Source organism: Kribbella speibonae, assembly GCF_004331375.1.
Lineage (GTDB): Bacteria > Actinomycetota > Actinomycetes > Propionibacteriales > Kribbellaceae > Kribbella > Kribbella sindirgiensis.
Window position 1 is genome coordinate 1,047,135 of the sequence record NZ_SJKC01000003.1, and the last position, 13,358, is coordinate 1,060,492.

Below are 13,358 nucleotides of genomic sequence, written 5' to 3' on the forward strand. Positions count from 1 at the left end.
TACTGTGTCGGATCGTGACTCCCGATCGGACGCCGGACGAGGGCGGAGTGCCGCCGGGGCCGCTGGGCGCCGGTTCGTTCGATGAGCTGGCGGCTCGGCTGAACGCGCTGCGCGGCTGGAACGGCGTGTCCTACCGGGAACTGCACCGGCGGGTCGTGCGGGGGCGGCGGGCGGCAGGGAACCCTGATCTGCCGGTGTTCAACACGGTCTACCGCTGCCTGCAGCCGGGAAGGCGGCGGGTGGACGCGGACCTCGTCGCGGACATCGTACGTGCGCTCACCGCCGACGAAGCGGTCGTAGCGCGGTGGCGACAGGTGTGTCAGGTGATCGCGGGACTCACCGCCGACTCGTCGTGGGTGACAGTGGCAGGTGAGCTGCCCGCTGACAGCACGGAGTTCGTCGGCAGGCACGCCGAGCTGGCCGCGATCACCGGGGCAGGCTGCGACGAGCGGCGGTCGCCGGTGGTGGTGATCGACGGTCTGGCCGGTGTCGGCAAGACCAGTCTCGCCGTCCGTGCCGCGCACCGGCTGACACACCGGGACGGCGCCGTGGTCCGGCTGTGGACGGACCTGCGTGGCTACGACGCCGACCGCGCGCCTGCCGACCCACTCGCGGTGCTGGACGAGTTTCTCCGGCTGCTCGGCGTGCCGGGCGCGGAGATCCACAGTCTCGGCCCCGCGGGCAGGCAGGAGACCTACCGGCGGTTGCTCGCGGACCGGCACCCGGTCGTGGTGCTGGACAACGCGGCGGACGCCGACCAGGTGCGTCCACTGCTGCCGGACCGGCCGGGCGGCACCGTGCTGATCACCAGCAGACGGCGCCTGACCGGCTTGGCCGGTGCGCGGCGCGTGCATTTGGAGGCGTTTCGGGGGACCGAGTCGCTGGACATGTTGCGCAGGCTGGTCGGCGCGGCCGAGGTCGCCGAGGACACCGATGCCGCCGCATGGATCGCCGAACTGGTCGGTCACCTGCCGCTCGCGTTGACGGTGGTGGCCGGCCGGATCCGGAGCCGGCGCGACTGGACGTTGCGCGATCACGCCGCCCGGCTCGCGGAACGCCGGGGCAGCCTGCGGGCCGAGGACGAGGTGGAGAACGCCATCGGCCTGTCCTATGCCGATCTGCCGGCCGAGGCTGCGCTGCTGCTGCGACTCCTCGCGATCCATCCCGGCCGCGACGTCGACACGCGCGCGGCGGCCGCGCTCGCCGGCGTGCACCTGCGCACAGCGGAGACATTGCTGGGCGAACTGGTCGCCACCAGTCTGGTGCAGCGACGCGTCCAGGATCGGTTCGGCCTGCACGACGTGGTCCGCCTCTACGCGGCGGGGCTGGCGCGCGACGTGGACGCCGCCTCCGCCCGGCAGGTCGCACTCGGCCGGTTGTTCGACTATTACCGGCACGCCGCCTGCCGCGCCATGGACCGCTACGCGCCGCACGAACGCGACCGCAGGCCCGCCGTGTCCACTTCGGACGTCCCGGCGCCGGACTTCGCCGACGTCGCGGCGGCGACAGCGTGGCTGGACGCCGAGCGGCACAACCTGGTGGGCATCACCGCACTGGCCGAGGAGCAGGGCAGACGCGAGGACGCGGCCATGATGTCGCCGATTCTGAACCGCTATCTGTACAACGCGCTGCACTTCGCCGACGCGGAGATCGTGCACGGTATCGCGGTCCGTGCCGCCGACCCGCTGATCCAGGCGAGTGCACATCTGAGCCTCGGTGCGGTCTACCTGCGTTCCAACCGCTACCCGGAGAGCATCGACCAGCTCAAGCAGGCACTCACGCGGTACGACGCGGTCGGTGACCGGGCGAGCTGGGCGCGGGCACTCAACAACCTCGGCAACGCCTTCGACCGGCTGAGCGACTTCGCGGCGGCCGAGGACTGCTACCGGCAGGCGTTGCTCGTGCACCGGGTCAACGGCAACCGCACCAGCGAGAGCCGCGCGCTGGGCAACCTCGGGACCAGCGCGATGCGCGTCGGCAACTGGGACAAGGCCGCGACGTACCTGGACGAGGCACTGGCGATCATGCTGGAGGTCGGGGACCAGGTCGGGGTATGCCTGACCTATGGCAACCTCGGTACGGTGCATGAGCAGCAGGGCCACTCCGTCGGTGCGCTCGACCATTACCGGCGGGCACTCGGCAGCGCACGCGAGTTCGGCTACCCGTTCCCGGAGACCGAGGCGTTGCTCCACATCGGCACGCTGCTCGCGCGGCTGGGCATGCACGACGACGCCCTGGCGCACCTGAGCGAGGCGTTGGACCTCGCGCGCCGGAACAGCTTGGGCGAGTTCGAGATCAAGGCGCTCAACGGCATCGGCATCGCACTCGGCGACCTGGGTGACGCCGCGGGCTCGATCGCCAGGCACCGCGAAGCGCTGGCGGTCGCCGAGAGACTGGGCGACCGCTACGAGCAAGCACGGGCGCACAAGGGGATCGAACACGGCGCGGCCGTCACCGGAGACACCGGCCTGGCCGACGATCACGGGCGGAAGGCGCAGGCCCTGCTCACCGAGATCGGTCTGCGATAGTCGGGGCTGCCGCAGCACGGATCCGGGACGCCGTCGAGGGGTGGGCGGTGTCCCGGATCCGTGGTCGTTGCCGGTCAGGTCGGCGCGAGCCGATTCACTTCCAGCTGTACGCGACGCCGCCGAAGCCCGGTTGGACCTTCGCCCGCACCTGGGGGACTCCGGAGGCACCGGAGTAGCCACCGTTCTTCTTCGGGATACCCGACCAGCGCACGAGAACGGTGCCACCGGTTCCGCATCCCGCCGTCGTCCACTTCCCGACCATCTTCTTCTTGGCGGTGCTGTAGTAGATGCCCCGCGCCTGGACACAGATCCTGCTGTTGCTGCCGGGCGGGATCCGCCACGTGTAGCGGCGGTGCTGCGGGTTCTTCTTCGAATCCAAGGTGATCCAGCCGCAGCTCGACTTGTCCACCTTCCACTTGCTGTAGCTGGCCAAAGCGCCACGCCAGCCGCCGCAGGCGGCGGTGACGGCTCCGGCCTCCGGGGCCGCTTCGGTCAGCGAGACGTCGACCGTGCCGCCGTCGACCTCCGATGCGGCGACCGTGGTGGTGCCCGAATCCGGTGCCGCCTGCTGGTCAGCCAGCGCCGGTGCACTCTGCGCGGCGACCGCCAGGCCAGCGGCCACCAGGCCGGTCGTGACCCGTTTCGTCCATTTCTTCAACATTCATCCCTTTCTCGTCTTTCGAATCGAACGCCGCGGTGAATTCCGCCGAACCCGCTGGATCCGCTGTGCATTCGATAGGTAAGTCACCCATTTGGCCTATTTCCGCGTGCTGAGGTTCTGCGGCCACGGCAGACATTACGGACACCACGTGGAACCGCACAGTGATCTTGTGCGGTGACTTTGATCGAGGTTGTTCGAAAACGCCGCCGGCTGTCGCCGAACTTTCTCGGGCTGACCCCCGTACGGGGGACGAGAGAGGCTGGTCGTTCAGTTGGTGTAGCGGGCGATCAGGGTGTTCATGGCGTTGTCTATATCGGCGTCTACGCGCCGGCGGGAGGCGTCTTCGTCGTGCCAGGTGATGATTTCGCGGGCGCCGGTTTCGAAGGGGATGGTGGCGACGTAGTCGGGGACTACTTGGCGGAGTTTGGTGTTGTCGAAGACTGCTGAGTGGGTTTTGTCTCCGAGTAGGCCGGCGCCCCACGCGGGGTGGATGGCGGCGATGGCGTCCGATGGGACGTGGACGATCTGGGCGGTGACACCGGCCGCGGCGGCGAGGGTGTGGGCGATCTGGTCCCAGGTGAGGACGTCGTCGGAGGTGATCTGGAAGGCCTCGCCGAGCGTCCGGGGATGACCGAGCAACGGAACCAGACCGCGCGCGAAGTCGCGATGATGAGTCAACGTCCACAAGGAGGAACCGTCGCCGTGGACAACGACAGGCTGGCCGCGGCGCATGCGTTCCACGATCGTCCATCCGCCGTCGAACGGGACGAGCGTCCGGTCATAGGTATGCGAAGGCCGCACGATCGTGACCGGATAACCCTCGTCGCGATACAGGCCGTTGAGCAGATCCTCACAAGCGATCTTGTTCCGCGAGTACTGCCAGAACGGATTGCGCAACGGCGTCGACTCGGTGATCGGCAGCCGCGCCGGTGGCGTCTGGTACGCCGAGGCGGAGCTGATGAACACGTACTGCCCGACCCGCCCACGCAGCGCGTCGGTCCGAGCCCGCACCTGATCAGGCGTGAACGCCAACCAGTCGACCACGACATCGAACTCCTGCCCGGCAACCTCCGCGAACGCCATGGCATCGCCGACGTCGGCGGTCAGCACCCGCGCCTCCGGAGGCAGCGCGCGAGTCGAGGTCTTCCCCCGGTTGACGACCGTGAGATCGAGCCCCGCCTCAACCGCCCGCCACGAGGACGCCGAACTGATGATCCCCGTCCCACCGAGAAAGAGCACACGCAAACCAGTCATGAAGACATTCTGACCTAGTTGCGAGCGCCGTCCTCGTCGTGGAGGCCGGTGAGCATTTCGTCGCGGAAGTGGATCAGGTGGCGGCGCCAGACGGCGGCGGCGTCGGCGGCGCTTCCCTGGGTGACGGCCTGGATGAGTTGGCGGACCTCGTCGACGTGGCCTTCGCGGATGACCTCGGGGCGGAGCGCGGAGGATCGGAGCTCTCGCCAGCGGGCCGATTCGGTATGCCGTAGGGCGTCCTCGAGGGCCGTTTCCAGGACGGGATTGCGCGCGGCGCGGGCGACGGCGCGGTGGACCGGCAGGTCGCTGCGGTAGTGACCGGTCTCGGCGAACTCCTGCTCCACCGCGGCGCCGGCCTCCCGGAGTGCGGCCATGTCGTCCGGGTACCGCTTCTCGGCCGCGAGCCGGGCGAGTTCGGGCTCGATCACCAGTCGAGCCTCGAACACCTGGATCGGAGTGACCTCGGCGCCCCAGTTCGCGACATGCGCCGGGGACGCGATCACGACGGTGCCATGGCCTTGCCGGGACCGCACCAGCCCGGCGAGCTCCAGCCCGGCGAGCGCTTCACGCAACGTCGGTCGGCTGACGCCGAGGAGCCTGGCCAGCTCGCGCTCGGCGGGGAGGCGGTCGTAGCGCTGGATCTGACCGTCGCGGATCGCTGCCACCACCTGGTCCGCGACCTGGGCGGGTGCGCTCCGGGGCGTGGCCACCGGGGCGAAGGGGCTCTCATCGGACGGGTTCACGCCAAAAGTCTAGAACAGGTTGACAGGTGGTCAGGCCAATCGCCATAGTCCTGTGCATGAATTGGTCTGACCACCTGGCGAATCTGAACGGCGGTGAGATCTTGTACGGCGCTCAGACCGCGCAAGCCCTCACCAACTTCCCGCTGGCCGGGCCGCGGCTGTCCGATCGGCCCGAGCTGGTCAAGGCCGTCGCCGCGGTGAAGATCGCCGCCGCGCGGGCCAACGTCGCGCTCGGTGAACTCGACGAGACCCGTGGCCGTGCGATCGTCGCGGCAGGTGAAGAGGTCCGGGCCGGCCGCCATCTCGGCCAGTTCGTGCTGCCGGTGGTCCAGGGAGGAGGCGGTACGTCGACCAACATGAACGTGAACGAGGTCCTCGCCGCCCGTGCGTCCCAGTTGTCGGGCGTCGTCGTCCACCCCAACGACCACGTGAACCGCGGCCAGTCCACCAACGACGTGATGCCGACAGCGATCGCGATCGCCGTCATCCCGTTGATCGACCAGGCGCTGGTGGGTCTGCGCCGGGTCGCGGAGTCCCTGGAGAACAAGGCGATCGAGTACGACGCCCTGGTCCATCTCGGCCGTACCTGTCTGCAGGACGCCGTACCGATCCCGGTCGCCGACTTCCACCGCGGTCAGGCGGCGAGCGTCGGCCCGGCGATGGATGCCCTCGTCGCAGCTGCCACCGAGCTGTACGCCGTACCGCTCGGTGGGACCGCCGTCGGGACCGGACTCGGAACCGCCCCCGGTTTCGCCGAGGCTGCGCTGGAGGAGCTGACGGCGCTCACCGGCCTCGCCCTCACCATCGCGCCGAGTCCGTCGTACTCGCTCGCGTCACTCGAGCCGTTGACCGCGGTCAGCGAGGCCGCGAGCCGGGCCGGGCGGGTGCTGGCGCGGATCGCGCGGGACCTGCGGCTGCTGGCGTCCGGGCCGGTCGGCGGGATCGGCGAGGTCGAGCTGCCCGCGGTACAGGCCGGCAGTTCGATCATGCCGGGCAAGGTGAACCCGGTGATCCCCGAACTGGTGATGCAGGTGTCGTTCCTGCTGAACGGCGCGACCGCGGCGGCGCGGAGCGCGACCGAGGTCGGCGAGCTGGAGGTCTCGGCGATGGCGCCGGTCGTCACGCTCGGCCTGCTGGACGGGCTCACCAATCTGCACCGGGTGTCGGAGGTCTTCGCCGGGCGCTGCATCACCGGACTGCGCTGGCGCGAGGACGCGGTCGCCCGCAACTTGGCAGGCTCGCTCGAGTCCGCCGTACTGACTGCCACGACCGACGGCTACGAATCCGCGGCGCGGAGCGTCCAGCGATAAGGAATCGACAAGGAGATGTCATGACGCATCGATCGCAGGGCTTCTGGGGGTGCCTGCTCGCAGGCTTGCTGTTGACGACCGCCGCCGCGTGCGCGGATCCCACGACCGTGTCCGATGCGGCCTCCACGCCGAGCAGTACCAAACCCGCGACGGTGCCAGTGACGCAGGCCGATCCGGCGGTCGAGGCGCTGGTCCCGGCGGCGCTGAAGCAGAAGGGCACATTGGTCCTGGCGACGAACGCGCCGTACCCGCCGCTGGAGTACTTCAAGGAGGACAACAAGACCCTGATCGGGTACGACATCGATCTGGGTAACGCGATCGGCGCGGCGATGGGGCTGAAGGTGGAGTGGAAGAACATCTCCTTCGACGCGATCATCCCCGGTCTGCAGGCCGGTAAGTACGACGGCGGGATCGCCGGGTTCAGTATCGAGCACGAACGGCTCGGCACGGTCGACTTCGTCTCGTACTACCTGTCCGGCGGCGGGTTCCTGATCAAGAAGGGCAGCGGCATCAAGGTCGGCTCCTTCGCCGATCTGTGCGGCTACCGGGTCGCGGTCCAGAAGGGCGTCAGCCAGGTCGACGCGCTCACCGACGCGAGCAAGGACTGTGTTGCCAAGGGCAAGAAGGCGATCACGATCAACCAGATCCCGGACCAGAACGTCGTCGTACTGAACCTCGCCTCCGGTCGGGCGGATGTGGTCGTCGGCGACAAGCCCCAGGTCGAGTACGCCGCCGGGCACGCCGAGGGACTGTGCGTCGTCAGCACCTACCAGACGGGGCACAGCATCGCGGGGATCGCCGTACCCAAGGGCAAGAAGGACCTGACGACCGCGTTGCAGGCGGCGATCAACCATCTGATCGAGAACGGCGACTACGCGCAGATCTCGAAGTTCTGGAACACCGGGGTCGCGGTCGAGGGCGCCACGCTGTCGGACCAGTACCAGAAGGTCAGCGAGCCGTGGGGCGTCGGGCCGGACGGCACGGTGCAGAAGTCGCTGGTCTTCACGGATCCGGCCGCGATCCCGCCGGGCCACACGTACTACTACCAGCCGATCCGTGAAGGCTGCGCGGAATGACGACCGAGGTGCAGGACACCGCGCGGACCGGCGAGCTCGAGATCCGCGCGATCCCGCCGAAGCACCCATGGCGGTGGGCAGCCGCGGCCGTCGTCGTCCTGCTCGCCGCGATGCTGGTCCACTCGATGCTGACCAACCCGCGGTACCAGTGGGACGTCGTGTTCTCGTGGTTGCTCGCGCGCACGATCCTGCGCGGCCTGCTGCTGACCCTCGCACTGACCGCGGTCTCGATGCTGACCGGCATCCTGCTCGGCGTCGTCTTCGCGGTGATGCGCGGCTCCCCGAACCGGCTGCTGTCCGGCGCCGCCGGCATCTACATCTGGTTCTTCCGCGGTACGCCGCTGCTCGTCCAGCTGGTGTTCTGGTTCAACCTCAGCGCGCTGTATCCGCGGATCGTCGTCGGTGTCCCGTTCGGCGGCCCGGAGCTGACCGCGCTGAACGCGAACGCGCTGATCTCGCCGATGACCGCCGCGTTCCTCGGGCTGGCGCTGAACGAGGCGGCGTACATGGCCGAGATCGTCCGGGCCGGGATCGTCTCGGTGCCGGCCGGCCAGATTCAGGCGGCCAGCGCGCTCGGCTTCACCCGGATGACGACGATGCGCAGGATCGTGCTGCCGCAGGCGATGCGGGTGATCATCCCGCCGACCGGGAACCAGACCATCTCGATGCTGAAGACCAGTTCGCTGGTCAGCGTGCTGGCGATCCCGGAGCTGCTGTACAGCGCGCAGATCGTCTACGCGCGGACGTTCCAGACCATCCCGCTGCTGATCGTGGTCAGCATCTGGTACCTGGCGCTGACCTCGCTGCTGACCGTTGCCCAGGGCAAGATCGAACGCCGGTTCTCGGCAGGAGAGGGCAGATGACCGAGCCGTTGCTACGAGCCCAGCGCGTCTACAAGAACTACGGCGCGAACGAGGTACTGAAAGGCGTCGACCTCGACGTCATGGCCGGAACCGTCGTCTGCGTCCTCGGACCGTCCGGTTCCGGGAAGAGCACGTTCCTGCGCTGTATCAACCATCTCGAGCGGATCCGGTCCGGACGGATCTCGATCGACGGCGACCTGATCGGTTACCGGCAGGACGGCGACAAGCTGCACGAGCTGGACGAGAAGGCGATCAGCAGGCAGCGCGCCGAGGTCGGGATGGTGTTCCAGGACTTCAACCTGTTCGCGCACTACACCGCGGCCGAGAACGTGATGGCCGGGCCGGTGCTGGTGCGCGGCGAGGACCGTACGCCGGCGCGCGCCCGCGCGATCGAGTTGCTGACCCGGGTCGGTCTGGCCGACAAGGTCGACGCGTATCCCCGGCAGCTGTCCGGTGGCCAGCAGCAACGTGTCGCGATCGCGCGGGCGCTGGCGATGCGGCCGAAGCTGATGCTGTTCGACGAGCCGACGTCGGCCCTCGACCCGGAGCTCGTCGGCGAGGTGCTCGACGTGATGCGGGCGCTGGCCGCCGAAGGGCAGACGATGATCGTGGTCACCCACGAGGTCGGGTTCGCCCGCGAGGTCGCGGATGTCGTCGTGTTCATGGACCAGGGCGTGATCCTCGAGCAGGGCCCGCCGTCCGCCGTACTGAACAACCCTTCCCATCCACGCACACAAGCTTTCCTCTCGAAGGTGCTCACATGACTTCGTACGACGTTGCCGTTCTCGGACTCGGAGCGATGGGAGCCGCCGCGGCCTGGCGTGCTGCCGCGCGCGGAGCCTCGGTGATCGGTATCGAGCAGTTCACGCCGGCGCACGCGCGCGGATCGTCGCACGGCGGATCGCGAATCTTCCGCAAGACAGTGTTCGAGGGCATCGACTACGTGCCCGTCGTCAACCGCGCGGAGTCGCTCTGGGCGCAGCTCGAGCGGGACAGCGGCGCAACGGTGTTCCACCGCTCGGGCGGCCTGTGCGTCGGCGCCGCGGACGGTGAGCTGGTGCGCGATGCGGTGCGGTGTGCGGAGGAAGGTGATGTCGACATCGAGTTGCTCGACGCCGCCGCGCTGGCAGACCGGTACCCGCAGTTCGCGGTCGCGCCGGGTGACGTGGGCGTGTTCGAGCCGGGCGCCGGCGCCCTCGATCCGGAGGGCTGTATCCGCGCGGCGCTGGGCCTGGCGAAGGCCGCGGGCGCCGAGCTGCGGTTCGAAACGCAGGTCACCGGATTGCAGTACGACGATAGCGGCGTACGGATCGCTGTCGGGGCGGAGACGATCACCGCGCGCCGGGCGATCGTTGCCACCGGCGCCTGGTTCACCGATCTGGTGCCGGACCTGGCGTTGCCGTTGCGGGTGCAGCGGTCGCCGCTGGTGTGGTTCACCGGCGCGGACCGGGCGGCGTACGGTCCGGGCCGGTTCCCGACGTTCATCTGGGAGAGCGGCGACCTCGACGGGTGGGGGATCCCGGACGTGGACGGGCGCGGAGTGAAGGTCGGCGTGGGCTCGTCGGTGGCGTTCAAGCCGTGGCTGGAGCATGCCTCGGACAACGACTATCCGATCGGCCCGGTCGACACGGATCCCGTGGAGGCGTTCGTACGGCGTGCCTTTCCCGGGCTCGAACCGGTCGCGGCAGCCGCGACGCCGTGCATGAACTCGAAGTCGCCGGACCAGGACTTCGTGATCGGGATTCCCGCGGCGGCGCCCTCGCTGGTGCTGGCGGGCGGGTTCTCGGGGCACGGGTTCAAGCACTCGGCCGCCGTCGGTGACATCACCGTCGACCTCGCGCTGGAGGGTACGTCGGACATCGCGCTGGGCCGCTTCTCGCCGGACCGGTTCGGAGCATGAGGACCCTCGGGCGCGCCGGGGTACGAGTCAGCCCGATCGCACTGGGGACGATGAACTTCGGCCCGGTGACACCGGAGGACGAGGCGCACACGATTCTCGACGCGGCGACCGATGCGGGCGTCAACCTGATCGACACCGCCGACGTGTACGGCGCGGACGCGAACCGGACCATCGCCGACGACTCCGCGGCGAAGGGACTGACCGAGCGGATCATCGGCAACTGGCTGGCGAAACGCCCGGGCCGGCGCGACCAGATCGTCCTTGTTTCCAAGGCGTATGGGCGGATGGGTCCTGGTGTGAACGACCTGCACCTGTCGTCGGTGCACCTCCGGCGGGCCTGCGAGGCGTCGCTGCGCCGGCTCCGGACCGACCATCTCGACGTCTTCATGCTGCACCACGTCGACCGCTCGACCAGCTGGGACGAGATCTGGGAGACGCTGAGCGATCTCCGGCAGGCCGGGAAGATTCGCTACGCGGGCACGAGCAACTTCGCGGCCTGGCAGCTGGTCCAGGGCCAGGAGGCGGCCGCTCGCCGTGACCTGCTCGGCATCGTCGTCGAGGAGAGCATCTACAACTTGATGGAACGCACCGTCGAGCTGGAGGTGCTGCCTGCGTGTACGTCGTACGGGATCGGGGTGATGCCGTACTCGCCGCTGAACTCCGGGCTGCTCGCCGGCATCCTGTCCAAGTCCGACAAGGCCGCGCGCAGCGAAAGCTCCCGTGCGACCAGCAACCTGGTCACGCACCGGGCGCGGCTCGAACGCTACGAAAAGCTCTGCAACGACCTCGGCCATCCACCTGCGGTCGTAGCCCAGGCCTGGCTTTGTGCTCAACCCGCGGTCGTCGCCCCGGTCGTCGGAGCACGCACACTGCAGCATCTGCAGGACGGCCTGGCCGCGGCCGACCTGTTACTTGCCCCGGACGTGCTCGCGGCCTTGGACGACATCTTCCCCGGCCCAGGTCCCGCTCCGGAGGCCTATGCCTGGTAGTTCCGTAGGACCTTGGTGATGTTGGTCAGGGCCGCGGTCAGATAGTGCGGTTCGAGGCCGTGGGTGATGCGGAGGTGGGACTCGATGCCGAAGTGTTCACCCGCTCCTACCAGAACACTGCCTTCGGTACGCAGCGCGTCGGCGACCTCGGCGCTGGTCAACGGGAGGTCGTAGCGAACGAAGGCCAGCGCGGTGGACTGCGGCGGGACGACCGACAGCAGACCGTTGCTATCGGCAACCCACCTCGACAGACGGTCGTAGCCGTCGCGGATCAGCGCGCGGTTGCGGGTGAGGAGCCGGTCGCGGGACCGCAGCGCGACCTCCGCGAGATGCATGGACAGCATGCTGGTCGCGATCGTCGCGTACTCGTGGTGACGCCAGGCCGCCTCGACCATCGCGGGCGGCGCGACCAGCCACCCGAGCCGCAACCCGGGCAGACCGAACGCCTTGGACAGGCTTCCGACGCAGACGAGTTTGTCGTACCCGCCCCACAGACTCGGCGTGATCTCGTCCGTCAGCCGTTCGGTTCCGCGGTAGACCTCGTCGGCCAGGACCCAGGCGCCGACCCGCTCGGCGACCGCTACGACGGCCTCGAGTTCGGACGCCGTCAGGATCGTGCCGACCGGGTTGTTCGGGTTGGTGATCGCGATCAGCTTGGTGTCCGGGCGTACGACGCTCTCCAGCGCGGCGAGATCCGGGCGCCACCCGTTGCCCGGGTCGAGCGGGAACGCGTCGACCTCGGCGCCCGCGTTCAGCGCGAGACCCCGCACCTGCCGGTATCCAGGCTCCATCACCACCACGTGATCGCCGGGGGACACCAGGCCGGCGACGGTGATCGCGTTGGCCTCGGCCGCACCGACGGTGACCAGAACGTTCCCGGCCTCGGCGCCGTGCCAGTCGGCGATCAGTGCGCGGAGCGGATCCGTCCCGCCGACCGGCGGGTAGTGCAGCTCGATCGCGAGCAACCGGCGTACCGCATCGGGATCGTCACCGAGCAACTCGCCCAGGGCGACCGGGTGGCAGCCGCTGTCGGCGAGGTTGTAGTCGACCGAGTGCTCGTACCGCGACTGCCACTCTTCCAGTGCGAACGGGGTGAAAGACATCGAAGACCTCTCAGCTGGACGGGACGAGCAGACGGGCGATGGCGAGATCCTCGATCCCGAGGCCGATCGAGCGGAAGAACACCGGGCGGTCGCCGGTCGGACGCTCGCACGCATCGGTCAGCAGTTCGGGGAGATCGCCACGCAGCTGCTCCGGCGACCAGGCGCCTTGCTCGGCGGCGATCACCATCTCCCCGGCGGAGGCCGTGACCGTCGGCCGGTAGTCGCCGTACGCGTCGAGGCCCGGCAACGCGGCCGGGGCGATCTCGTGGGCCCGCGGGACGTTGGTGCTGATCGAGGTGACGAGCGTGCCGGGGGCGAGGGCAGTGACGTCGATGACCGCCTCGCCGGCCGAGGTGCAGAGCAGTACGACGTCGGCTCCGGCGGCGGCCTCGTCCGCACTGGCCGCGATCGTGCCGTCCTGGGCGGCGCGCAGCGACCGGCTGTAGATCCGTACGTCGGCGAACGACCGGACCGCGCGGGCGTAGCGCAGATGGGCGTGCGCCTGAGCGCCCGCGCCGATGATGGCCAGCGTGGACGCATCCTTCCGTGCCAGCAGGTCGATGGCGAGTGCCGTCGTCGCCGCGGTCCGTTCGACGGTGAGTGCCTTGGAATCGCACAGCACGAGCGGGCGGCCGGTCCGGGTGCTCAGGACCAGGGTCCACGCGGTGACGGTCGCGGAATCGCCAGGCTGCGGCAGGTACGGCGAGACCTTGGCGGCGTAGGCATCGCTCGTGGCGGCCTGATACGCGATCACGTCGCCACCGCCCGGCAGTAACGTGACGGTCTGCGGCGGCTGCACCGCGGTCCCGGCCGCGAGTTCGGTGAACGCCGACCGCACCGCGGACAGGACGTCCGCGGTCGGCAACGCAGGCAACTGCTCCACAATGGGTATGCTGATGCTCATAGTGGGAAATATAGTGCGCATCGCGGA

12 protein-coding genes are annotated in these 13,358 nt (G+C 69.2%); 7 read left to right on the plus strand and 5 right to left on the minus strand.

The annotated features are described in order from the left end of the window. Positions 1-14: 14 nt before the first annotated feature. Positions 15-2,528, plus strand: a complete 2,514-nt coding sequence (locus E0H92_RS26340; RefSeq protein ID WP_131498027.1) for a tetratricopeptide repeat protein — start codon at positions 15-17, stop codon at positions 2,526-2,528. 94 nt (positions 2,529-2,622) lie between these two features. Here the strand turns inward: E0H92_RS26340 and E0H92_RS26345 are convergent, their stop codons facing one another. From E0H92_RS26345 to E0H92_RS26355, 3 genes are all read right to left on the minus strand, one after another. Beyond that, positions 2,623-3,189: a hypothetical protein gene (locus E0H92_RS26345; protein ID WP_131498028.1), complete on the minus strand. Its 567-nt coding sequence runs from the start codon at positions 3,187-3,189 to the stop codon at positions 2,623-2,625. 267 nt (positions 3,190-3,456) lie between these two features. Next, complete coding sequence (locus tag E0H92_RS26350) at positions 3,457-4,443, minus strand: NAD-dependent epimerase/dehydratase family protein (RefSeq protein ID WP_131498029.1); 987 nt, start codon at positions 4,441-4,443, stop codon at positions 3,457-3,459. 14 nt (positions 4,444-4,457) lie between these two features. Then, positions 4,458-5,186 (minus strand): FadR/GntR family transcriptional regulator, encoded by a 729-nt coding sequence (locus E0H92_RS26355; RefSeq protein ID WP_131498030.1) that lies wholly within the window; start codon positions 5,184-5,186, stop codon positions 4,458-4,460. A 56-nt stretch (positions 5,187-5,242) separates the two neighbouring features. Between E0H92_RS26355 and E0H92_RS26360 the strand changes: the two genes are divergently transcribed. From E0H92_RS26360 to E0H92_RS26385, 6 genes are read left to right on the plus strand one after another with little or no spacing between them, the layout of a single operon-like run. Beyond that, entirely contained in the window at positions 5,243-6,496 is a 1,254-nt protein-coding gene (locus E0H92_RS26360) for a lyase family protein (RefSeq protein ID WP_131459614.1), read from the plus strand. Between the two features lie 20 nt (positions 6,497-6,516). After that, a complete protein-coding gene (locus E0H92_RS26365) occupies positions 6,517-7,572 on the plus strand; it encodes an ABC transporter substrate-binding protein (RefSeq protein WP_131459613.1) in 1,056 nt (351 codons plus the stop codon). After that, positions 7,569-8,435: an amino acid ABC transporter permease gene (locus E0H92_RS26370; protein WP_131459612.1), complete on the plus strand. Its 867-nt coding sequence runs from the start codon at positions 7,569-7,571 to the stop codon at positions 8,433-8,435. The genes E0H92_RS26365 and E0H92_RS26370 overlap by 4 nt, the downstream gene beginning before the upstream one ends. Then, positions 8,432-9,199, plus strand: a complete 768-nt coding sequence (locus E0H92_RS26375; RefSeq protein ID WP_131498031.1) for an amino acid ABC transporter ATP-binding protein — start codon at positions 8,432-8,434, stop codon at positions 9,197-9,199. Before E0H92_RS26370 ends, E0H92_RS26375 begins: the two co-directional genes overlap by 4 nt. Next, entirely contained in the window at positions 9,196-10,335 is a 1,140-nt protein-coding gene (solA, locus tag E0H92_RS26380; RefSeq protein ID WP_131498032.1) for an N-methyl-L-tryptophan oxidase, read from the plus strand. Before E0H92_RS26375 ends, solA begins: the two co-directional genes overlap by 4 nt. Next, on the plus strand, positions 10,332-11,324 hold the full coding sequence (locus tag E0H92_RS26385; RefSeq protein ID WP_131498033.1) for an aldo/keto reductase: 993 nt from the start codon (positions 10,332-10,334) through the stop codon (positions 11,322-11,324). The genes solA and E0H92_RS26385 overlap by 4 nt, the downstream gene beginning before the upstream one ends. Here E0H92_RS26385 and E0H92_RS26390 read toward each other — a convergent pair. Next, positions 11,312-12,427 (minus strand): aminotransferase class I/II-fold pyridoxal phosphate-dependent enzyme, encoded by a 1,116-nt coding sequence (locus E0H92_RS26390; RefSeq protein WP_131498034.1) that lies wholly within the window; start codon positions 12,425-12,427, stop codon positions 11,312-11,314. The two genes, E0H92_RS26385 and E0H92_RS26390, sit on opposite strands and share 13 nt — an antisense overlap. A gap of 10 nt (positions 12,428-12,437) precedes the next feature. Then, complete coding sequence (locus E0H92_RS26395; protein ID WP_202873818.1) at positions 12,438-13,331, minus strand: ornithine cyclodeaminase family protein; 894 nt, start codon at positions 13,329-13,331, stop codon at positions 12,438-12,440. Between the last annotated feature and the right edge of the window lie 27 nt (positions 13,332-13,358).

Bases quoted from the DNA above. Each gene is read 5' to 3' on its own strand.
- E0H92_RS26370 (WP_131459612.1), top strand. From the start codon at position 7,569: ATGACGACCGAGGTGCAGGACACCGCGCGGACCGGCGAGCTCGAGATC.
- E0H92_RS26345 (WP_131498028.1), bottom strand. From the start codon at position 3,189: ATGTTGAAGAAATGGACGAAACGGGTCACGACCGGCCTGGTGGCCGCT.
- E0H92_RS26375 (WP_131498031.1), top strand. From the start codon at position 8,432: ATGACCGAGCCGTTGCTACGAGCCCAGCGCGTCTACAAGAACTACGGC.
- E0H92_RS26350 (WP_131498029.1), bottom strand. From the start codon at position 4,443: ATGACTGGTTTGCGTGTGCTCTTTCTCGGTGGGACGGGGATCATCAGT.
- E0H92_RS26360 (WP_131459614.1), top strand. From the start codon at position 5,243: ATGAATTGGTCTGACCACCTGGCGAATCTGAACGGCGGTGAGATCTTG.
- E0H92_RS26390 (WP_131498034.1), bottom strand. From the start codon at position 12,427: ATGTCTTTCACCCCGTTCGCACTGGAAGAGTGGCAGTCGCGGTACGAG.
- E0H92_RS26365 (WP_131459613.1), top strand. From the start codon at position 6,517: ATGACGCATCGATCGCAGGGCTTCTGGGGGTGCCTGCTCGCAGGCTTG.
- solA (WP_131498032.1), top strand. From the start codon at position 9,196: ATGACTTCGTACGACGTTGCCGTTCTCGGACTCGGAGCGATGGGAGCC.
- E0H92_RS26385 (WP_131498033.1), top strand. From the start codon at position 10,332: ATGAGGACCCTCGGGCGCGCCGGGGTACGAGTCAGCCCGATCGCACTG.
- E0H92_RS26395 (WP_202873818.1), bottom strand. From the start codon at position 13,331: ATGAGCATCAGCATACCCATTGTGGAGCAGTTGCCTGCGTTGCCGACC.